The organism is Nocardia sp. NPDC051832 (genome assembly GCF_040681285.1).
Classification (GTDB): domain Bacteria; phylum Actinomycetota; class Actinomycetes; order Mycobacteriales; family Mycobacteriaceae; genus Nocardia.
Map to the genome: position 1 here is coordinate 499,712 of NZ_JBFAYL010000004.1, position 21,685 is coordinate 521,396.

The 21,685-nt window shown below is 63.0% G+C and carries 15 protein-coding genes, 1 tRNA gene and 1 pseudogene; 6 read left to right on the forward strand and 11 right to left on the reverse strand.

Going from position 1 to position 21,685, the window contains the following annotated elements:
- Positions 1 to 21 precede the first annotated feature (21 nt).
- From AB0M14_RS27980 to AB0M14_RS28000, 5 genes are all read right to left on the reverse strand, one after another.
- Positions 22 to 564, reverse strand: a complete 543-nt coding sequence (locus AB0M14_RS27980; protein WP_364999914.1) for a hypothetical protein — start codon at positions 562 to 564, stop codon at positions 22 to 24.
- A gap of 59 nt (positions 565 to 623) precedes the next feature.
- Complete coding sequence (locus AB0M14_RS27985) at positions 624 to 1,505, reverse strand: hypothetical protein (protein WP_364999916.1); 882 nt, start codon at positions 1,503 to 1,505, stop codon at positions 624 to 626.
- Positions 1,506 to 1,664: 159 nt separating this feature from the next.
- Positions 1,665 to 2,294 carry a helix-turn-helix domain-containing protein gene (locus AB0M14_RS27990; RefSeq protein ID WP_364999918.1) on the reverse strand — a complete coding sequence of 210 codons (630 nt, stop codon included), beginning with the start codon at positions 2,292 to 2,294 and terminating at the stop codon, positions 1,665 to 1,667.
- A 51-nt stretch (positions 2,295 to 2,345) separates the two neighbouring features.
- Positions 2,346 to 3,002: a hypothetical protein gene (locus AB0M14_RS27995; RefSeq protein WP_364999920.1), complete on the reverse strand. Its 657-nt coding sequence runs from the start codon at positions 3,000 to 3,002 to the stop codon at positions 2,346 to 2,348.
- Positions 2,999 to 4,150, reverse strand: a complete 1,152-nt coding sequence (locus AB0M14_RS28000; protein ID WP_364999922.1) for an aromatic ring-hydroxylating dioxygenase subunit alpha — start codon at positions 4,148 to 4,150, stop codon at positions 2,999 to 3,001. The genes AB0M14_RS27995 and AB0M14_RS28000 overlap by 4 nt, the downstream gene beginning before the upstream one ends.
- A gap of 1,157 nt (positions 4,151 to 5,307) precedes the next feature.
- On the opposite strand from AB0M14_RS28000, the gene AB0M14_RS28005 reads away from it, so the two are divergent.
- Both AB0M14_RS28005 and AB0M14_RS28010 read left to right on the forward strand, forming a co-directional pair.
- The gene (locus tag AB0M14_RS28005) at positions 5,308 to 8,508 is read left to right on the forward strand and encodes an NACHT domain-containing protein (protein ID WP_364999925.1); all 3,201 of its coding nucleotides are present in this window, start codon (positions 5,308 to 5,310) and stop codon (positions 8,506 to 8,508) included.
- 851 nt (positions 8,509 to 9,359) lie between these two features.
- The gene (locus AB0M14_RS28010) at positions 9,360 to 9,725 is read left to right on the forward strand and encodes a site-specific integrase (protein WP_364999926.1); all 366 of its coding nucleotides are present in this window, start codon (positions 9,360 to 9,362) and stop codon (positions 9,723 to 9,725) included.
- A gap of 37 nt (positions 9,726 to 9,762) precedes the next feature.
- Here the strand turns inward: AB0M14_RS28010 and AB0M14_RS28015 are convergent.
- Positions 9,763 to 9,839 (reverse strand) — tRNA-Pro (locus AB0M14_RS28015).
- An 88-nt stretch (positions 9,840 to 9,927) separates the two neighbouring features.
- On the reverse strand, positions 9,928 to 11,391 hold the full coding sequence (locus AB0M14_RS28020) for an MFS transporter (protein WP_364999928.1): 1,464 nt from the start codon (positions 11,389 to 11,391) through the stop codon (positions 9,928 to 9,930).
- Between the two features lie 55 nt (positions 11,392 to 11,446).
- On the opposite strand from AB0M14_RS28020, the gene AB0M14_RS28025 reads away from it, so the two are divergent.
- From AB0M14_RS28025 to AB0M14_RS28035, 3 genes are all read left to right on the forward strand, one after another.
- A complete protein-coding gene (locus AB0M14_RS28025) occupies positions 11,447 to 12,157 on the forward strand; it encodes a TetR/AcrR family transcriptional regulator (protein WP_364999929.1) in 711 nt (236 codons plus the stop codon).
- Positions 12,158 to 12,367: 210 nt separating this feature from the next.
- Complete coding sequence (locus tag AB0M14_RS28030) at positions 12,368 to 14,479, forward strand: acyltransferase family protein (protein WP_364999930.1); 2,112 nt, start codon at positions 12,368 to 12,370, stop codon at positions 14,477 to 14,479.
- Positions 14,480 to 14,829: 350 nt separating this feature from the next.
- Positions 14,830 to 15,189, forward strand: coding sequence for an NUDIX domain-containing protein (locus tag AB0M14_RS28035; protein ID WP_365000503.1), 360 nt, complete (start codon positions 14,830 to 14,832; stop codon positions 15,187 to 15,189).
- 714 nt (positions 15,190 to 15,903) lie between these two features.
- Here the strand turns inward: AB0M14_RS28035 and AB0M14_RS28040 are convergent.
- Together AB0M14_RS28040 and AB0M14_RS28045 are read right to left on the reverse strand one after the other, a co-directional pair.
- Positions 15,904 to 17,004: a pentapeptide repeat-containing protein gene (locus AB0M14_RS28040; protein ID WP_364999932.1), complete on the reverse strand. Its 1,101-nt coding sequence runs from the start codon at positions 17,002 to 17,004 to the stop codon at positions 15,904 to 15,906.
- A gap of 590 nt (positions 17,005 to 17,594) precedes the next feature.
- A complete protein-coding gene (locus AB0M14_RS28045) occupies positions 17,595 to 19,007 on the reverse strand; it encodes a pentapeptide repeat-containing protein (protein ID WP_364999933.1) in 1,413 nt (470 codons plus the stop codon).
- A gap of 246 nt (positions 19,008 to 19,253) precedes the next feature.
- Between AB0M14_RS28045 and AB0M14_RS28050 the strand changes: the two genes are divergently transcribed.
- A complete protein-coding gene (locus tag AB0M14_RS28050; protein ID WP_364999935.1) occupies positions 19,254 to 20,393 on the forward strand; it encodes a pentapeptide repeat-containing protein in 1,140 nt (379 codons plus the stop codon).
- A gap of 408 nt (positions 20,394 to 20,801) precedes the next feature.
- Here the strand turns inward: AB0M14_RS28050 and AB0M14_RS28055 are convergent.
- Together AB0M14_RS28055 and AB0M14_RS28060 are read right to left on the reverse strand one after the other, a co-directional pair.
- Positions 20,802 to 21,116, reverse strand: a pseudogene (locus AB0M14_RS28055) (integrase core domain-containing protein); the annotation flags it as partial.
- 7 nt (positions 21,117 to 21,123) lie between these two features.
- Positions 21,124 to 21,588, reverse strand: a complete 465-nt coding sequence (locus AB0M14_RS28060; protein WP_365000530.1) for a hypothetical protein — start codon at positions 21,586 to 21,588, stop codon at positions 21,124 to 21,126.
- Positions 21,589 to 21,685: the final 97 nt, after the last annotated feature.

The following is a 21,685-nucleotide window of genomic DNA, read 5'->3' on the forward strand; positions in this document are numbered from 1 at the left end:
GGTGGGCTTTCCGGCGATCATTCAGGTCAGTCCCCAGCTCGCACCGCCAAGATCATCCGGTGTCGGCTTGGCACAGGGTGACGTGGACGAAATCGTCAGTCGGCCGCCGGAATAGCGGACGACGAATCTGTAGTCGCCCTCCCGGGTGACAGTATGCATATTCCAACGGATCTCATCTTGGCTGTCGACGACGTGGCCGGACCGCTCCCATTCCTTCCGGACATCGTCGAGGAAACTCCGGGCGACGGCCGGAATCGGCTCCTTGGGCGGCCAGACATCGGCCGCCGTGTAGGCGACGGTTACCTCGAACAGGCCGGAAAGCGAACCCGACAGCGGCATATGGCATTCGTAGGGATTTCGGGCTTCCTCGGTCGGCAGTTTCTCCCGGGCGAATCGCAGACTGGTAGGGATCGACTGGATCAGCCCCTGCACCTCGCGGTCGGCCCGCTGCTCGGCTTCAGCCACCGTGAACCCGGGATCGGGTGCGGCACAGGCACGGGCGAGCACCACCAACAGCCCACCGCAGACCAGCATCACCAAAATGTTCGGAAGATATTTCCGCATTGGTCCACTCTCGTGGATCGATGCCTGCGACAACAGCCACAGCTGGACCTCCTTGGACGTTAGTCGCCGCGGGACACAGTGCCCGCAATTTTGGACGTGCCCGGTCTGCCGTAGTCGGAATATTCGTAGGTAGCCGAGACCACCCGGCTGCTGCCGGCGCGGCATTTCGGCGCACGCAGGCGGGTGAATGCGAACCCATTGCCTGAATCACGCTGGTGCAGAAGCACTTCGGTTCCCGGTGGACTGAACCGCGATGGCTGCTCAGCTCGGAACGAGATCGCGGTCGGCGGGGTTGTCGCCACGCTGCCGGTGCCGTCATGCAGAGTGACCACGACCTCGAACACGGTGCCGGACATATCGTTCGGCGGATACGACTGTGTCGCGCTGCCCGTGTAGACGGCCGCCTGTCCGGCCTCGGTCCAGTCCGACGATTTCCTGCCGCAGTGCGGGTCGGAGACGATCCCGGCCAGAACACCGGACGGAGTGCCGTTTTCGGCGATCAGCGGCGGGATCGTGACCGCCGCACCGGCGAGAACGGCGGCGACCAGCACCGCTGCGCCTCGTATCGAGGCGGCGCGCGTACGACTGGTTCGGTTGCCATGCAGGTGCAAGAAGGCCGCGGCGAACGCCGCGGCAAGAGCACAGCAGGCCGCGACGAGGCTCGTCTCGAGATATCCGGATAGCGCAGGCCTGTAATCGGATAGGTACAGCTCGGTCGCCACCCACTGAGCGAAGACACTGGCGATTACCGCGCCCACCATGGTGCCGCCAGGCGCGAACCGGTAGGGCAGCAGCCCGAAAATACCGGTGACGATCAGCAGTGGGGTGACCACGAGCAGGAACGGCCAATAGACCATGAAGTTGGCCGCGAAGTTGCCGCCCGCTTCGAGCTCGAACCGAGGATCCGCTCCGGGCTCCGAGTAAAGTCCGAGCCCGATCATCAACCACGCTGCCGCCAGCGCGCCGACGGCGACAACCTGCACTGTGTACGCGGGACGGCTCAACCGATCCCGCGACTTCTCCGACGCGACCACGCGCTCACAGTATCGAGCAGTTGTGTCCGATTCGGTCGCCGATTGTGGAGAGATCGTGTGGCAGTCCTAGCCCGCAACGAGAGGGAGTTCCAGGGTGTCCGCGGCCGCCTGAACTTCGGCGAGAGCGCCGGGTTCGGACAGTAAGCCGATCAACGCGAATTCGACGATCTCGGCTGGGCGCACGGCAATCGAGGGTAGCGCCAGAGCGTCGAAGAGTGCGAGCACCAGCCGAGCGCCCGACACCGGATCCATCTCGCGCACGTCACCTTCGCGTTGGGCTGCCGCGACGAGGTCCACCACGACGCGTTCGAGTTGCACGAGCAGCTCCTGCTCGGCGTCGAACCGCGCCCGCTGCAACTCCGGTGTGGTCAGGATCGATATCAGCACGTAAGGCGAATCACGCAGGTGGTCCAGTGATTCCCGCAACCAGCGGTGCAGTTTCACCACCGCGGGCGCGGACACGGCGGCGAGTTCGTCGGCCAGTGCCAACGGCCGCTCCAGACCGAGCCGGACCAGTGCGGCCAGGATGTCGTCCTTCGCGGAGAAGTGCTTGTAGATAGCGGGCTGCTGCACCCCGATCGCGGCGGCGATATCGCGCGTGGAAGTACCGGAGTACCCGCGCACGGCGATGAGCTCGGCGGTCGTGCGCAAGATGCGCTCGGCCGCCGGGCTCCATCGCGTGGTCTCCGCCGGCATGCGTTCGAGGTTACAGCTCACCTACGCCGATGCCGCCGAGCGCGGCGGGTTTCACGGTGCGCTGATCGTGACGAAGTACTGGAATGCCGCACCGAGCGCCACCGGCGCCGTCAGCAGCAGGGTGCCACCGAGTGCTCCGACCGGCGCCAGCACCAGCGCCCCGGCCACACACCCGGCCAACGGCCCGAAGACCGCCGTCAGCACCGCCGTGGGGACCGCCACTACCCCACCGATCACACAACCCACCGCCGAGGAGACCACCGCACCGATGATCGTGCCGATCATGGCGGCGAACCGGATCTGTCCTTCCATTTTGAGGAACGCGGCGCGCTCTCGCTCTGTTCTGTCCTGCGCCGCAACGGCTTCCACGGTGGTGCGGGGTGTGGTCGTGGTCGCCCTGGCGGGGTCGGTGATCGGGGTCAGTGCCACCTGATCACCGCTGACCTGCGCTTCGATAGGAAACCGACGGTCGCCGAGCTGATACGACAGCGGCAGCCGGGCCAGTACCCGGCCGGATTGTGCGGTGATCTGGAACTGCCCGTCGACGAGCTCGGCCGCGCCCCCGGTGGTCGTGACAACGACGGACCTGCCGACCTGTTCCACGGTGTAGGCGACATCGGATTCCGGTGTGGCAGTTGCCGTTCCCGCCATCACGCTCACCGTGGCGACAGTGAGCAGGGCACCGGCGGCGAACCGCGGGGCCGTCATGCGGCACCTGGCCACGGACCGTCGCCGAGCAGTGCGTGCGCCAGGTTCCGATAGAACACCAGCACACCCGGTGCTTCCTTCGGGCTGAGATGTCCACGTTCGGCGAAGCGCGAGCCGACACCGCGCTGGACTGCCTCCAGTCCGGCCCGGTCCTCGTCGTTGATCATCGCCGTCACCGCTTGCTGAGTACGCAGGGCCGATTCGGAGGTTCTGGACAACTCCGGCGGCGTGAGCACGCCGCCGACCACGTGAACGCGGTCGATGCTCACCGGAATGAAGCTGAGCCAGACCACCTGATCCCCCAGCCCGATGAACGCGGCGCTGGGGAACGCCAGCAGCACCATGCCGTTGTTCTGCTGAATCTCGTTGAGCTTCAGCACTTCGGTGGGCACCGCACCGGCGAACGGGATCCGGGCGTGCAGCACCCACGGCGAGTACGGCCGGATGTGCAGATCGCCGCCGCCGGGCATGAACGGTTCCAGCGTCTGCCGATGCAGCCCGATCACGTGATAGTTCTCGTGCCCGTTCTCCATCACGAGTTTCCAGTTGACCTGCCATTCCAGCGACCACGAGTCGATCTGGACCAAGTCACCCAACCGGTACTCGGCGAATTCGTGGGCGGCCAGGTCGAGATGGCCGGCGATGGGTTCGGCCTCGGCGTCGAGGTTGACCCAGACGAAACCGTTCCATTCGGTCACCGCGAACCGCGGCAGCCGGCAGTCTTTGGCATCGAAGTCCTTGTTGCCGTTCATGTATGGCGCACCGCGCAGCCGCCCGTCCAGCCCGTACTTCCACAGGTGATATCGGCAGGTGAAGGAATCGGTGTGCCCCGCACCGGGTTCGACCAACGGCATCAACCGGTGGCGGCAGATCGGAGACAGCGCGTGCAGGTCTCCGTCGGCGGAGCGGGCCACCACGATCGACTCCCCCGCGATAGACAGCGCCACGTAGTCGCCGGTAGCCGCCAGTTGATCACGGTGCGCGACGAGCATCCACGAGCGCGCGAAAACACGTTCCCGCTCCAGTTCCCACAATTCCGGCGAGGTGTACGCGCCGGGCGGCAGGCTCAGCGCGGGCGGATCGTCGCCGAGGTAGCCGCGTAGATCGGCCAGGATTTCCTCGACTCTCGGCATGGCGGTCACGGACATGATGAACCTCCTCCATCAGGTTATCGTTTGATAACCTGATATCGAGGTTATCAAACGATAACCAGACGTCAAGGGGTGGATGCGTTGGCGTCCGTATGCGAAAGCTGTTCAACGGCAGGGCCTTCCATTGCCACGGCTTGCCGGACATTGCACGACGCAGGTCGGCGCTGACTAGATTCAGACCGGCGTACTCCGGCGCACCACCGACTGGCCAGACGTGGTCGCCAAACTCGGGTACGAACACCTGCGACGCCACGACCTCCGGCATACCGGACTCACCGGTTCGCCGACGCCGGCGTCCCGCTGCATCGTCTACAACAGTTCGCCGGCCACACCGACCCTCGGATCACCCAGCGGGTACCTGCATCCGGAGATCGCCGCCCTCCAAAACGATGGAGGCATGTTATCGATTCACCTGAACGCGCCCCCTGGTCCCAATCTGGTCCCAAGGCTCCGGATCGTCAAATGAGAAAATCCCCTCCGAACGCAGGTCGGAGGGGATTTTCTAGGTCGGGCTGACAGGATTTGAACCTGCGACCACCTGACCCCCAGGACTGATAATCAATCGTTTGCGCACGTCACGCACGGTTCATCTGAACAGCGCCGGTGTAGTCGACCTGGTGCCGTTCGCGGCCGTGTACAGCGTGCGGGCCCCGGACGTCAGGGCGTCGGTGTCCAGCGATTCATCATTGGAGCCAGCGCTCAGGCGGACGAGGACGGCTGGCAGCCCGCCCCCAACGGGCGGGGGTCTAATATTTCCACACGCCGCCGCCCGATAAGCCATATCAGAAACGGTTACGTTTCAATAATTCATTCAGTGTGTATGCGCATCGCTTGACCCAACGCCGGGACACCGATGTCCGCTGGAGCCGGTGCTTGCGGGCTCCTTAGTTGAGTACCAGCCCCTCCTTCGATGTTCATCGCTTAGCAAAGTATCCAGCCATTCAAACCGTTCGGTCGGATAATGCGTAAGCACGCGGCTCTCTGTAACGGTTCAGAGCTGCGACCGATATGAGAAGTGATCTTGAACACGCTAGAAAGGTAGAGTTTATGTGCAGTCGGTGAGAAAGTGTCGCTTTCCGCAATCGGATGATAGCTCGCGCTGCAGCACTGTGAAAGGAAGGCTGTGGCCACAGACCGTGGGTTGGGGATTTATCATGAGCACCGAACTTGTTGCCATTAGGCTCGGCAGTGCCCTTGTGGGACGCGCTGCGGCCATGATGCTGACTGCAAACCTGCGCAAGCAGGAGAGCCAGCTCGGCATGGAGGAATTAATTCGTCGATACATTCCTGGACTTAAACATCAACGTAGTTTGCGAAGGCAGTTCGAGCAGATAACGGATGCCGTAGCTGCCAGGATTGAGCCGATGCTTGCGCATGAATACCGCGGGTTGGATGACAATGAGCAAGCTGCAGTTGTGCAAGCTGTGATTGATTCTTTTGAGCAAGCGGACCTCGGTGACAGCGCAATTCTTAGGGCAGATGCCGATCCAGTCATTCTAGCTAGAGATATCCGAAAGACCGTGACAGCACCTGCGGGATTGAGCGAGCCGGCTTCCGCTCTCTATGAACGGCTTATCGCTGAGTCATGCGATTACTACGTTCGTATAGTTCGTCACCTACCAGTTTTTACTGAAAGAGCGGTGGTCGAGCTTCTCGCACGAATCAGTGCAATTGGCTCAGAGGTAGCTCGAATGGTGGAACGCGTGCCGGCTCGTACGCTTTACTCGCCGGACGGATCGGATCGCGATGAAGCATTTAGGCAAAAATATTTGGGACTTGTCAGTACCACGCTAGACGATGTTGAGGTATTCAGCTTTTCAACAGAGAAAAACCTTCGAACTAAGCTGTCGCTGGCATACATCAGTTTGCGTGCCAGCGGGCACAGGCGACTCAAGAGAAAACATGGGAGCGACGCCGACGTCGACGACGTATCAAGCGCGGCAACATCTAGCGATCGATCCAGGCTAGGCGTCAGCGGCTCCAGTGTTCGCATCGAAACAATACTAAGTAGCGAGTCTAGAGTTCTGTTGCGAGGAGAAGCAGGCTCCGGAAAAACAACTTTGCTTAGATGGCTTGCTATTACGGCTGCTAGGGGATCATTTTCCCAGTCACTCTCCGAGTGGAATGGCCTCGTACCAATTTTGGTAGTCCTGCGCAGTTATAGCTCTCGCGCTCTCCCGCGGCTGGAAGAGATGCTAGACAATGCTGCGGGTGCAATAACCGGGATAATGCCTAGCGGTTGGGTTGATCGCCAATTCAATGCAAGCCGTGTATTGCTTCTCGTTGATGGCGTCGATGAATTGCTGCCGAAAGAACGAAGCGATGTCCGAAAATGGCTTCAGCAGATTCTAGCTATCTATCCAACTATTCGTGTCGTCGTTACATCGCGCCCTGCAGCTGCGAGTCAGGACTGGTTGATAGATGAAGAATTCTTGCCGATTTCATTGGAGAGAATGACGCGCGATGATCTCTCGGTATTCATTAGGCAGTGGCATCAAGCGGTGGCTGTTCATGAAAAATCCCTCCCATGTAGCCTTGAGGAGCTGCCCGACTATGAACGCTCGTTGGTGAGGAGCTTAATTGACCGAGAGCATCTCTACTCTCTCGCCTCAAATCCCCTCCTTGCAGCTATGCTGTGCTCACTAAACTTGAGTCGATATCGGCAGCTTCCTCGAAATAGAATGGAACTGTATCAAATTGCGGTTGAGTTGCTGGTGCAGCGCCGTGATTCGGATCGCCAAGTTCCCAGTGCTACTGGCATGGCTTTGAGTTATGCGCAAAAGCGTAGCGTCTTGCGCGATTTGGCATGGCGTCTGTCGGACAATAACCGGAGCGAACTTGGTCTTGAAAAAGCCAAGCAATACGTCTTTGCCAAAGTCGCTTCTATGCGGCAGATAGATGTTGAGCCGCAGGCAGTTATGGATTATCTCTTGGTCCGATCGGGGATACTTAGATCTCCGTCGGAGGGAAAGATAAATTTCGTACACCGGACATTCCAGGAGTATCTGGCCGCCGAGGAAGCCGCCAGTCAGGACCGAATTGGCAATTTAATCGGCCGAGCCCATCTTGACCTGTGGCGTGAAACTATTGTGATGGCAGCTGGGCATGCCAATGCGAGTCAGCGGTTGGAATTGATATCTGGGATTTTGGAGCGAGTGGAGAACGAGCCTCGTTACCGGCGTCGGCTTCGAATGCTTGTTGTGTCTTGCCTGGAAACTATCGAAGCGTTAGACGATGAATTGGACTTGTGTATCGATGCGGCCCTGGATGAACTAGTCCCGCCGAGGCGCTCCGATGATGCATGGTCACTCGCGCAAGTTGGCGAGGCGGTTTCCCGAAAGTTGCCGCTGACGCTGGATGGGATTAGTGTCGGGTCGGCCGCTGCGACCGTGCGTACCGCGGCCCTAATTGGCGGAAAAAGAGATCGAGAGCTACTTGTCTCCTATGCTCGCGATCGGCGCCCTGAGGTGCATAGGGCATTGGTGGAGGCTTGGGATTTCGCCAGTGACATCGCGGATTTCGCGCATCAAGTCCTGGCAAAGATCGAGACATCGCTGGGATTGAGACTCAGGCTTCAATCGCCTGCGCAGTGGGAACCTGCGATGGAACTACCTAGTGTTTCTTCAATTAGTGTCTATTATCCGATTAGTGTCGGTGAAATGGACTTCACGCGCCTCCCTTCTGTGAGCGCGCTCAATTTCTACGGCCTGGTTGGCGATAATGACCTGTCATCGTTGGGTTTTATTCCAGACCCCGATGCTGTGCGTCAATTGTCATTTGTTGCAATTAGCGCCCAGGATGTTTTGCTTAAGGGAATCAATACTCTGGGGTGCTTCAAGAACTTGCAGTCGCTTTCCGTAGAGGGTAAGTGGGTGAGTACAGCTGAAACCTCAGAATCCTGGTCCCTTCCCGCTAGCCTGAAATCCCTAGCTATCGATGGAGCGGAGGCTTATACCGGCGAATTTCTGGATCGCTGCCCGCATATTTCAGTAATACAACTCAGCGGACATTCTGGAGTCTCTGCGTTAAAGACTCGGCAGATGTATAGTATTGAGGCGCTTAGTCTCGGACAGTGCGACCTTGCCACCGATTTTCGCGCTGTTATCGGTGCCGCCCCGAATATCCATCACATCACGTTATTCGCGGCACGCTTGCCGGCTGATTTGTCGGTGCTGTTGGAGTTACAAAATCTAGCCACAATATCACTGTACGGATGCGTTGGAGGCCCCGACCACGAAATTGATCTCTCGCCACTGGCGAAGTGCTCTAAGCCGTTGGAGATGGAGCTCAATCGAACCAAGGTAATCGGTGTCCCTACCGACAGTGATTCGCTTCTGACAGTAACTACGATTTAGATGGCACACCAGCTGGCATGGCTGGTGTGCTGCGCGGTTAGCGCCTACTCACTCGTCCCTACTCGCCCATGCGAGTAGGGACGAGTGAGTAGGTATCTGCGCAATCATCTGCGGTTATCGCGGTGCTGTTTGCTTACCTGCCGCATGGACACTAAAACACCCGCGATGAAGCCGAACAGGGTAGAGCAGATCCGTCGCGCCGCAGCACGAGGTGTCGACCCTCTGACCGCGACCGCGACGCTGGCCAACTACGGCAAACTCAGCTGGGAAGCGGCCATGCGCGGACTTGAGGAAGGCAGTCGGCGACGCCTATCTGCCGGCATGGCGCCGCCGAGTCGTTCCCGCCCTGGGACATCTACCGGTCACCATGGTGACCGCCGGCCTGGCCGATCGGGCGGTCATGAGCTGGATCGCCAACGGAGTCAGCAAGTCCGCGGTCAAGAACAGTTTGGCCGTGCTCAATCGCGTCGAGGTCAACGGCTGGCACAGCCAGTACGAGCGACACGAGGACGAGCTGGACAATCCCAGAGCGTTGACTCTTTCCGACTGGGCCGCGCTGGCCGAGCTCGCGGACGCGCTGGTAGCCGCTGCGGCCGGTCAGCATCGTGTATGGGGAGAAGTCGTTCGCTTCGAAGCGTGCACCGCCACCCGCATTGGCGAAGTATCAGGCTGCCGCGTCTGCGACATCGACACCGAGCAGTGGATTTGGGTACTGCGCCGTCAAACCGCGCCAGGCCCAAGCGGACTGAAGGACAACGGAACGAAAGGTAAATGGTCCCGGCGGATTCCGATCATCGAGGAAATCCGGCCGCTGGTACTCGGGAGGATTCGAGCCGCCAACAGCAACCCCGATGCCAGGCTGTTCGTGGGGCTGCGTGGTGGTCAAATCCAGACCGGAGTCCTGCGGAAGGCGACCCATTGGGACACCGTCGTTGCTCGACTCGGTTACGAACCATCTCCGGCGCCACGATCTCCGGCACACCGGACTCACCTGGTTCGCCGACGCCGGCGTCCCGCTGCACCGACTTCAACAGATCGCCGGCCACACCGACCCGCGAATCACACAGAGGTGCCTGCACCCTGAGATCCAGGCGCTGCAGAACGACGGCGAGTTTCTGTCGGCGTCGAGCGCCGGACCTCAGCTTCCGGTGCTGGAGGCCGAACACAGTCAGGAGCATTGGTCCCCAAATGGTCCCCATCTCCGAATCGTAAAATGAGAAATCCCCTCCGCCCGCAGGTCGGAGGGGATTTTCTTGGTCGGGCTGACAGGATTTGAACCTGCGACCACCTGACCCCCAGTCAGGTGCGCTACCAAGCTGCGCCACAGCCCGTTGCCCCCGCTCAGCGGGTGCTTGAAGAGATTAGCGCACTACCCCCCGTCAGAACCAAATCGCCTGGTTCTGACGGGGGTGTCGGGGTCTACAGCGGGAGCGGGGCCTCCGCTTTGTCCGGCTCGGCGGCCGCTGCCGGCTTGGTGCGCAACAGCACCAAGCCCAGCAGCGCCGCCGCGATGGTGAAGCCCGCGCTGATCCAGGATCCGTACGACATCGCGGTGGTGAAGGCTTCCTTCGCCGGCTCGATGTATCCGAGTTGGAATGCGCTGCCGATGGATTCGCGTGCCGCTTCCGGCACATCCGAGGGCATGTTGTCGGTGAAGACGCTTGCCAGGACGCTGCCGAGCAATGCGATGGAGATCGCCATGCCGACTTGCTGGAGGGTGTCGTTCATCGCTGAGCCGACGCCGGCGTGCTCGAGCGGGATGGCGTTCATGATGGAGGCGTAGGCGGCGGGTCCGGCGAGGCCGCCGCCCATGCCCATCACCAGCATGCTGGCCAGGATCATCGCGTAGTTCTCGCTCAGGGCGAGGATCGCGAAGGCCAGGGACATGACGACCAGGCCGCTGACGATCAGGGTCTTGTTGCTGAGCTTCTTGCCGAGGGTGGCGCCCAGGCCGTTGCAGACCGCGGCGGCGACGGCGTATGGAAGCAGCGCGAGGCCGGCTTTCATGGGGCCGTAGCCGAGCACGAACTGCAGGTACTGGGTGAGCATCAGCATGACCGCGCCCATGCCGAACACCATCAGCAGCAGGGTGGCGGCGGTGCCGCTGAAGTCGCGGTTGCGGAACACGCCGAGCGGGAGCATCGGATGTTCGCTGCGCTTCTCCCAGAACAGGAAGCCGGCCGCGGCGACGACCGCGAGCGCGATCACCGGGAGGTTCCATTCCCGTTCGATGATCACCCAGATGGCGGCGGTGAGGGCGACGATCGACAGCACGACGCCGACCGGGTCGACGGGCCGCTGGTCGCCGTAGGTTTCGGGCATCAGCGTGTAGGCGGCGACGATGGCCAGAATGGCGACGGGGATGTTCAGCAGGAACACCGATCCCCACCAATAGTGCTGCAGCAGAAAGCCGCCCAGGGTGGGGCCGAGGACGATGCCGACCATCGACACGGTGGACCAGGCGGCCATGGCCGTGCGCCGTTCTTCCTCGTCGAAGGTGGTCATGAGGATGGACAGGGTCGAGGGCATGAGCAGCGCGCCGCCGATGCCCATGGCCGCGCGGGCGCCGACGACCTGCCAGGGTTCGCTGGCCAGGACCGCGCCGAGGGAGGCGAGGCCGAACAGGGCCAGGCCGATGATCAGCATCTTCCGGCGGCCGAAGCGGTCGGAGAGGCTGCCCGCGGTGAGTAGCAGACCGGCGAACACCAGGACGTAGGCGTCGAGGATCCACTGGATGTCGGACGGGGTGGCGCCGAGCTCCTTGATCATCGAGGGGATGGCCAAGTTGAGGACGGTGCCGTCGATCATCAGGACGAGTAGGGAGAGACAGAGGACGCCGAGAACCCACCAACGACGCGGGTCTCGTACAGTGTTCGATTCCACCGGAACACTGTACGACATCATCGAACACTGTGCGAGTCGATATAAGATCTGATCCGTGAGCAAACAGTTCTCGTCGGTCTTCACCCGCGAACCCCGGCCCGCGAAGGCGGCTGGGCTAGGTCGCGATCAGATCGTCCGGGCGGCCGTCGACATCCTGGACGCGGAGGGGATGCAGGCGCTGAGCATGCGCAAGCTCGGTGCGAAGCTGGGCGCGGGGGCGACCAGTCTCTACTGGTACGTCGCCAACAAAGACCAGCTGCTGGAGCTGGTGCTCGACGAGGTCTGGGGCATGGTCGAGACGCCGGAGCCGGACGACTCGTCCTGGCGGGAGGTGCTGACGACCTTCGGCTACAACCTGCGCGAGACGCTCTACGCGCATCCGTGGTCGACGGAGCTGGTCGGGTCGTTTCCGAGCCTGGGGCCCAATGCCTTCCGGCTCAACGACCGGCTGCGGCGGGCGTTCACCCAGGCCGGGTTCAGCGGAGTCGACATCTACATGGCCAGCGGCACGGTGATGTGTTTCGTGCTCGGGCAGGTCATTCCGGATATCGCGTTCACCAAAGCGTTCGGAGGCGACAAGATGGACGCGGCGGGGGTCGAGGAGCGGATGGACGATCTCGCCGCAGACTACCCCGAGATGCTGGCCGACTACCGGTCGCAGATCGGAATGGACGCGGCCGCCGCGCGGGCGATGTCCTTCGACTTCGGGTTGCTGTGTGTACTGGACGGCCTGGAAGCCCGGCTGCACAAGGCGCACCGAGTCTGACCGGCACACTTACCGCATCCGGCCAGCGGCGAACCTGTTGTAGTTCCGAAATCGGACATACCGCCTAATTGACGAATATGTGGCCGCGGATGAGGACAATGTTGGAGTCCCGGCGATCTTGCCCCTAACCTGATTTCGGCAACTCCGGGGCTATCGTGATCTGCTGTTCCCTGTAGCGCGCTCGGAAGTCTGGTCGAAACCCTGCCCGGAATGCGGGTCGGGGACGGTTGGCATGAGGAGTTGGACGGTGCTCTCGCGAAGAACGACGATGTCCGCCGCGGACTGTGGGCCCGCGTGGTGATGCCGCGGCTGCCGCGCCGCACCGAACCCGCGCAGCGGGTCGCGAAACCGAGTGCGGCACCGCGGTATCGGCACGACCTGGACGGATTGCGTGGTCTCGCAATAGCGCTGGTCGTGGTCTTCCACGTGTGGATGGGCCGGGTGTCCGGCGGCGTCGACGTGTTCCTGGTGCTGTCCGGGTTCTTCTTCACCGGAATGCTGTTGCGGCGCAGCGAGATCAAGCAGACGCTACAGCGCACCGCGCGCCGGCTGCTGCCCGCGCTCACCGTGGTGCTCGTGGTGGTGCTCGGTGCGACGGTGATCGCGCGGCCCTACACGCAGTGGGGTGACATCTCGGCGCAGACGCTGGCGTCCGCGTTGTACTACCAGAACTGGTTTCTGGCGGGCGCCGAGTTGGACTATCTGGCGCCGGATCCGTCCGTCAGTCCGCTGCAACATCTTTGGTCGATGGCGGTGCAGGCGCAGTTCTATCTGGTGATCCTGGTCGTTGTCGCGGTGTGGGCGCGCCGGTCGGGGCAGCGGATGTTGTTGCTGGCCGGGCTGGTTGGGGCGGGCGCACTCTCGTTCTGGTACGCCGCCGAGGGGGCCGCTCAGCATCAGGCCTGGACCTACTACGACACCGGCGCTCGCGCGTGGGAGTTGCTGGCCGGAGCCGCGCTCGCGGTCGCTGCGCCGTGGATCAAGGTTCCGCATTGGTTGCGGGCGGTGCTGGCGATTGCCGGTCTCGCCATGGTGATTTCGTGCGGGATGCTGATCGACGGGGCGTCCAAGTTCCCGGGCCCCGCCGCGCTGTTCCCGGTCGCGGCCGCTGTGGCGCTCATCATTTCCGGGATGGGGCCCGCGCCGTGGGTGAACCGGCTGCTGGCTACGCCGGTGCTGGTGCGGCTCGGTGGGCTGGCTTACGCGCTGTACCTGTGGCATTGGCCGGTGTTGATCTTCTATCTGTCGGAGTACGGCAAGGTGACGCCGGGTCTGCAAGGCGGGCTCCTCGTCCTCGCCGTCTCGCTGGTGCTGGCGGTGCTGACCGAGCGCTACATCGAAACTCCACTGCGGCAACGCGGTTACACCGAAGGCGTGCGCTACCGGCGGGGTATCGGACTGGTGACCGCGATGGCCGGAGTCGGCGTGCTCTTCGCGGCGCTCGGCTGGCAGGCGGTGCTGCGGGCTAATCCCGCGCACCCGCCGGAAGCTCTGGATGCCGCGCACTATCCGGGTGCGGCAGTGCTTTTCGCGGGCGCGGTCGCCGAGCCCGAACGCATGCGTCCGACGGTGTTCGAAGCGCAGAAGGACGCGCCACGCCCGACCTCCGACGGCTGCATCACCCCCAACCGCGACGTCCGCGTCTGCACCTACGGTGACGAAAACGCCGCACGCACTATCGCTTTGGTCGGCGGCTCGCATTCCGAGCACTGGCTGCCCGCGCTGGAAGTCCTCGCCGCCGAGTACCGCTTCCGCATCGTCACCTACTTGAAGGAAGGGTGCCCGCTCACCCTGGTCGACGAACCCTCCTACGCCGTGGCTCCGTTCCCGGAATGCCGCGAATGGTCCGTCGAAGTGCTGGACCGCCTCGCCGACCAGCGCCCGGACTGGGTGTTCCTCACCGCAACTCGCCCGCGAACCGACGACGGCGACATCGTCCCGCCCGAGTACCTCGACATCTGGTCTGCCCTGTCCGAACGGACCCTCAACGTCCTCGCCATCCGCGACACACCTTGGCCGCGCCGCGACGGCGTCACCTACCGCGCCCTCGACTGCCTCGCCCACCGCGGCACCGCCTACAGCTGCGGCATCGACCGCGCCACCGCCCTCACCCCCGAAAACCCCGCCACCCAACCAGCCTCCGCCTACCCCAATATCTTCCCCGTCGACCTCACCGACGCCATCTGCCGCCCCGAACGCTGCCTCGCCGCCGAAGGCAACATCCTGGTCTACCGCGACGAACACCACATCTCGGCCAGTTTCGCGCGCACGCTCGCCCCGGAACTGGGGCGACAGGTCGGTGCGATCACGCAGTGGTGGTGAGTGCCGGTTGGCTCCGGCGAGGGCGACGGTGGATTGCCGCCGCACAGCTGCCACCCGAACAGGCTCGGGCCGTGGCGGATTCGACATCGGCCGACGGTCAGCAGCGGATCGGCGGGCTTTCACGTCATCCGCACCCGGGGCCCGCAATGGCCCAGCCATTACCTGTTCGCGGGCCCCGGGTGAACCGTCACGGGTTGGGGGCCACTTCTTCCTAGTGAAGTTGGTTCCATCATGACGAAGGGTTACCCGCCCGAGGTTCGCGACGATCCCCGTCAAAGATGGGATCCGCGCCGGTGACAAGCTCAATCGCGACTTCACTGCCGCCGCACCGAATCTGGTGTGGGTCGCCGATTTCACCCAACAACAAGTACTCCATTCCCGGCGGCGGCCAAGAGGTTGGCGAGACCGTAGCTGCTGCGGTGGCACGCGAAGTGGCCGAGGAAACCGGAATCGACGTCGCGGTAACAGGGATCGTCGGGGTCTTCTCGAACCCCGGTCACGTCATTGCCTACGACAACGGCGAGGTTCGCCAGGAGTTCTCGATCTGCTTCTACGCCAACCCTATCGGCGGCGAGCCCCGCCCCAGCTCGGAATCGACAGACGTCAAGTGGGTTGCCCCGGAGGACCTTTCGGCGCTCGATATCCACCCTTCGATCAAGCTACGGATCGAGGTAGGTCTGCGCGAGGGGGCGGCGCCGTATTTCACCTAGCTGGGTGCGATGGGAGCGCCGCCGGAGTATCAGCCCACTTTTTCGTTGTGGTGATTCCTACTTCGAGTGTGCGCGCCGCCTCCTGGCTGAACCACCGCGCTGAGCGCGCTACGCGCGCGAACACGCCGCCGGAGGCGGCGCCGCTCGAGACGTAACGCACGCGCCCGACGTGACCACCAGCCGACCTGTTGGGGTCTCGCTTTCCTTCCTCCCATTGGGGTCTCTTTCTCCCTTCCTTCCTCATCACTTGATCTTTGTTTGTTGGGTGTTGTCCTGCCCGTCGAAACTCTCTGTGATCAGCGAAGCCACAGAGAGTTTCGGACGGGCAGGACAACAACAAGGCGCGAAGCGCCTGTTCACAGCGTTGGCTGATGCGACTCTGATGCGACTCCGAGTCGCATCACGTCCGCATCAGAATCGCCTGGATCTCGACCTTCAAGCACCGGGCCCCTTGGGTCGGAAAGCTGCCGGCGCTCACTGGCGCCGCGGGCGATTAGCCGCAGTGAACACGCGTATCGAGCTCGCAGGCTTCCGCCGACCTCACATGGCCCTGGTACGCTGCGGCGAGCCGGTGCTTGTCCTGGCCCGCATTGACGCTCCCCCGATGGCCTCCGTTCGCCGCCGCCAGTTGGGTATGGATGACGGCGTAGTCGCTCGTTCCGCTTCCCCGTGGTCCGCCCGATCTGGGCGCTGATACGCGGGACTTACCGGCGGTCAGAGGTCGGCTATCGGCTCGTAAACGGCATCCGCCGGAGGGGTGAACCCATGCGGCCATACGGTCTCGTCGTTGTGCCTGGCTTCGGTCAGGTCCGCATCGGTCAGGTCCGCGACTTTCAGGTTCGCGCCGCCCAGGTTCGCGCGGCCCAGGGTCGCGCCGGCCAGTTTCGCGCCGTACAGGTTCGCGCGGTACAGGTTCACGCAGTACAGGTTCGCGCCGGTCAGGTCCGCGACGGTCAGGTGCGCGCCGGCCAGTTTCGCGACGACCAGTCTCGCATTGATCAGGTTCGCGCCGTACAGGTTCGCGCCGTGCAGGTCCGCGGCGGACAACTCCGCATCGGTCAGGTGCACGCCGTGCAGGTTCGCTCCGCCTAGGTGCGCGCCGTGCAGGTCCGCGCCGTGCAGGTCCGCGTCGGACAAGTCGGCATCGGTCAGGTTCGCGCCGGTCAAGGACAGATCGGCGAATTCGAGGTGGGCGAGGGTGCAATTCGGTAGGGAGATCTGCCGCAGGTCGATGAAAACTTCTGCCCAGGATTTCGGGTCCTCGGGCGGCCGGTGCCGGCGGCGGGTGAGGATGGTGAGGATGGTCTGGCGGATCTCGCGTTCGGACAGATCCGGCTGTTCCCCCTCCAGAGGTTGCGGGAAGGGCACGCGCAGGTACCACTGGAGCAGATCGATGCAGACCTGGCGTTCCTCGTCCTCGCCGATCGCGTGCCAGTCGTCGGCGAGCGCGGTCAGTGCGTAGACCCCGGCTTGGCGGATCGCAGCCGAGGCGTGGGCGAGTTGTTCGGCGCTACTGGTGTATCGCTTACGTAGGCCCTCGATCCGCTCCAGCTCGTGTTTGCGATCGAACTGCGCGCGGTCCTGTTCCTGCTTGCCTGTGAAGTGTTTCTCGGTCTGGCGGCGGTTCAGCAGCACGCCCCCGAGCGCAATCGTGGCGGCGAACACCGCCAGGACCCCGGTGAGCACCGTAGCCAACGGCTGGGTGAACCACCCCGGATTCGTCGGAGCGGTCGACGGCGCCTGCGCGACCGCGGACCCGGCCATCAGCACCGCGGCCGCGAACACCACGACCGGCACCCCGAGAAATCTCCTCATGCCGCCGATCCTGTCACCCATCCCAGCCACGCACCTGGCAATCACGGTGCCGCCCCAAACGAGTTCGACCGGCACCGTGATAGCCAGGCCCATAGGCGGCCCGGCCAGCCCGGCGCGGCCATTGAACCAGCCCCACACCCGCCCTCGATCTGACGTCGATAGCGACCGCGATGTGGGTCTTACCGGCAGTCGGAAGCTGTGAGAGATCAGCTGATCCCGGAGTTTTTGATGAGGCTCTCGTACAGTGCCCACGCACCCCACAGATGCGGCTGCACATCCGAGAACACCTTCTGGCACCCGGCCACGGCGAGCGCGTGCAGCTAGCGGTCGAGCAGCTGGCCGGCGGTCGAGACGCGGGCGTAGCCGATCAGGGCGCCGGCCCGCCGATCGGATCCAGGGCGTAGCCGTCGAGGACGAGCACGGGCTGGTCGAGGGTCTCGGTCATGGCCTGGACCGTACGAGAAACGTCCGACAGGACTTGTTGAACACCAATCTTTTTCAACGCGTTTGTTGAACAGGGCCTGGATGTGGTCGACCTGGCGTTCGCTGCCAGCCCGGCCGGTGTCCAACAAACGAACGATTCTCGACACCTACGCGGCAGACGACGGCGGTGTCGCCGCGGTGGGTGGCCAATCCTGCGGCTCCACGTTGGCTGGCTTCTGACTGATGCCCTGATCCCAGTCGAACCATGGTGTGGGAGGACCCCACTGCTTCGGTCCCGCAAAGGAAATGGGCTCGCTACCGAAATCGACTCTCGCAAACAAGGCGGCACCGGAGAACGCCACCCCTTCGAACTGAGCAGCACCGATGAACGTGGCCTGGTCAAACCCGACATCGCCAAAGAACGACGCACCATCGAACCGGGATTGCTTGGAGAACGCCGCTCCTTCGAACACGGTGTCCTCGGTGAACATCGTCCCGACGAACCAGGCTTCGCCGATGAACGTTACGCCACCGAAACCGGTGCTGCCGGAGAACTTGACCTCGTTGAACAACGCGGCATCGCCGAACTTTGCTTGTTCGAATCGCGCGGCGGCAGTGAACGATGCGCTATTGAACCAAGCATTGCTGAAAAATCGTGCGAGGGTGAACCGGCCGCCACCAGCGAAGGAGGCCCCGTCGAACATGGCGTCTTCGGAAAACGTCGCCCCCTCGAACCAGGCAACACCGAAAAACGTCGTCTTTTCGAACTGAGCGGCGCGGGCGAAGCTCGTCCCACCGAACCAGGCGTCACCGGAAAAGGTCGCCCCTCCGAACAGGACGTCCCCAGAAAAGGTCGCCTCGGTGAGGTCCACGTCTTCAAGGTGTGCTGTGCGGAAGTCGAAGTTGCTTGTCGACCAGCTGTATTCGGCGGTGGGGCGGAGATGGTCGGCAATGACGCGGACGATGGTCGCGCGGACCTCCCGATCGTTCTGCCGGTATTCGAAGTGGTCCTCATTGTCCCCGCCGTCCGGCCACCGCGGCTGCTTCTGCACTCGTTTGGTCTGGTGATTACCACCAAGCTCGGGACTATAGGGAAGCCGCAGGTAGCCACACAGAACATCGATGCACTGCTGGCGGCGCAGCCCGTCGGATTCGTCGGCGACACCAGCCATGGCGTAGACCCCAGCGATGCGGACCGCGACATCGGTAGCACCGAGCTGGGCGGCCGCGGTGCCGAAGCGTTCGACGAACCGAGATTGCTCAAGATCGCGTTGGCGACGGTAGGCGATCACCAGGGCAACGACGCCGCCGACACCGGCGACAACGGTCAACGCCACTTTGGTGACATCGAGCTCGGCGGCAGGTTTGCTGGTGTCGGTAGGGGTGATCCAGCGCAGGAACCCGTAAGCCGCGGCCGCCACACCCAGCCCGGCAAGCAGAGCAAGCGTAACCGCAGGGAAGAGCCGGATCCGTCCGGCACGTCGGCCAAGGGCCGCGCGGGAGTCCTTGCTGAACCGTGCGCGCATCGCCGTGGTTCTCGAACGCGCCTGTGCACCAGCGGTGCTCACCCTCCCGGACATCGCACTGATTCTGCGCGACGCCGCGAATCAGCGCGACGGTGTCGAGGAATCCATCGATTCCCGGACATCGGTTGGCTGGCCGAGAATCGTTCACAGCGAGCGAGAGACGGGCCAGCTAGGGGTGCGTGGCGGCCCTAACCCGTCGACTTCGGCGCTTCGCAGTAGACATCTCCGGGTTGACAGGTGTCAATCGTCGCCGTTGCGGCGCCCCCTGCGAGGATCATCGCAGCAGCGACGAGGCTACCGATGGCTGCGGTTCTGATAGACCTATTAAGCGACATGGGCTCGACCGTTCTGTCGTCAATCCGTTCCTTCACAAGGTTTGACGCGGTAGGCAGTAGAACGGTTCCACCGCATAGTGTTCGCGCGCGTGGTGTCCTGATAAACGATCGGCTGAAACCGAATGCTCAGCACGATCAGGTGGGGTTCAGTACCGTCACCTTCGTGCCTGAGGGGGAGAAGCCTGTACACCGCAGTTCGGTCGAATTGCGCTGGCGCTCGGTCGGTCTCATGGTGGGCGGGGCCGGTGTCGCCGGATTCAGTGTGGCCGCGCTTTCGGGGGTAGCGACTACCTTTTCCCAGCCGCTGGCCACAGTGCTGGCCGGTGCGGGAGCGCTCGCTGCGGGCACCTTGGCCTACGTCAACGGCCAACGCAGCCGCGCTCAGGAAGCGACCCATCACCAAGCCACCATGGATCGCGAGCGCGAACGGCACCAAGACGACTCCCATCGTGCACGCGAGTCAGTGCTGCGTGACCGCTACACCGCCGTGGCCGCTCAGATAGCCCACGACTCCGCCGCTATCCGCCAGGCCGGGGTTTATGCATTGACTGCGCTCGCCGATGACTGGCACGCCTTCGGCGAGGACGACGAGCGTCAGGTCTGCATCAACCTGCTGCAGTGGTACCTGCGCGTCCCGTTCACGATCAGTAGCGATTCCGAGCAGCCGGATCTATCTGAACGCGAGATCCGACAGACCATCGTAGGCATCATTGCCCAGCGACGGCTGCGGCCCGTTGATGACCCGAAGTCGTGGGTGTCTACCAGCATCAGCTTGGATCGAGCCTCACTTCCGAAGTGCCATCTCAGGGCATTCGATCTCGCCGGACTCTCTCTGCGCGGCGCAGACCTGGTCGAAGCGAGTTTGAGGGTGACGAACCTGACCAACGCAGACCTGACTGGTGCGAATCTGACTGGTGCAGATCTCAGCTACACGAATCTGACAGGCGCGCTTCTGTCTCGCGCGAACTTGACCGGCGCGGGCCTGTTTAGTGCAAACCTGACTGGCACGGGCCTGACCGGTGCTGATCTGACTGGGGCGAACCTGACCGAGAGCGTTAACGACGACACAACTCGGTGGCCCGGGGCATTTAAGCCGCCCCAGTGAACCCGCGGCGGCTTGCCGACCAGTCATGGCGTTCGGAAACGATCACCTACCGAACGCGCCGGCCGAGCCCCGCCCCGCCGGCGTTCCCGCAGAACATCTCCGCGACGACGCCGCCCATATCGGCCTGCGGCTGGTGGGGCAACAGCACCACCCACAGGCCGATACCGCAGGTCTCAGCCCTTAGGCGGAGTGCCCTCGTCTCCCCCTCGGCAGGTGGATTCCACTCAGGATCTACCACTTCGAGGCGATCGCTCACGGCGTCCGACCCCAGCGACAATCCGAGCGGCGACTCGTCTACCTCCCCTCTGCTCCTCCCATCCGGCCCCGTTTCCCCCTCCGATTAGTCCCGACCTTCCCAACTGTCTGTCTGCCTGCCGCACGGACACTAAATGCGCCCGCAGAGTGTGTTTAGTGCCCGATGCCCGCGTGCGGGCGATCATGGTTGTAGTGGTTGAGGAAGCCGATCAGCGCCGCCCGGCGTGCCTGTTCGGAGTCGTATGCGCGAATGTAGGGCCATTCTTGGGCCAGGGTGCCGTTGAACCGTTCGACCTTGCCGTTGCTGCGCGGGGTGTAGGGACGGGTCCGTTAGTGCACGATCTCAGAACATTCCAGCGCAGCCGCTCAACGGCGGGATCGGTAGCAGGATCCGTTATCGGTCAGCACGCGGTGGAGGCGGGCGATGCCGTGCTCGGTGAAGAACCCGACCGCGCGTAACCACCATCCACCGCGGTCAACGGCGCTGCCGGGTCCCAGAGTTCCGCTGGGCTCTAGCAATTCCGATCAGTCTCATGGCGGAAAACGAAAACATGCCGCCAGTTGTTGGCCCTACGAGCATCATGGTAGCCAGAAAGGCGGCTAGGGCTCCGAAGACCGTCAGAGTAGCGATGACGACCAGGGACACAACGTTGTCCAGTCCGATGATCCATTGCACGAGCCCATACACAAGGGCCGAGCCCAATCCGGCAGTCAGCTCGACAGATTGGTGCACGGTCTCCTTTCCAGGAAGATCGTCAGGCCAGTCTTTCAGAGCCGAGATCAGGGTCTCCAACTTGTCGTGCGGCGTCGTTCGGGTAGTCCGCAATGCGAACACTCCGGCCACAAGAGCTCCGAGCACCACCCCAGCTGGAACAACGAACGCCAGCCACCACCTGTCAGGGCTGCCGATGCTGGCTTGCTGAGCTAGCAATGTCATCATGCGGAAATCGTTGCAGGAGTGCGTACTACGCGCATTACTTCTGACCAACCAATCCGATCCGGCCGGGAACCGAACCGTGGCAAGTTCCACTTCACAG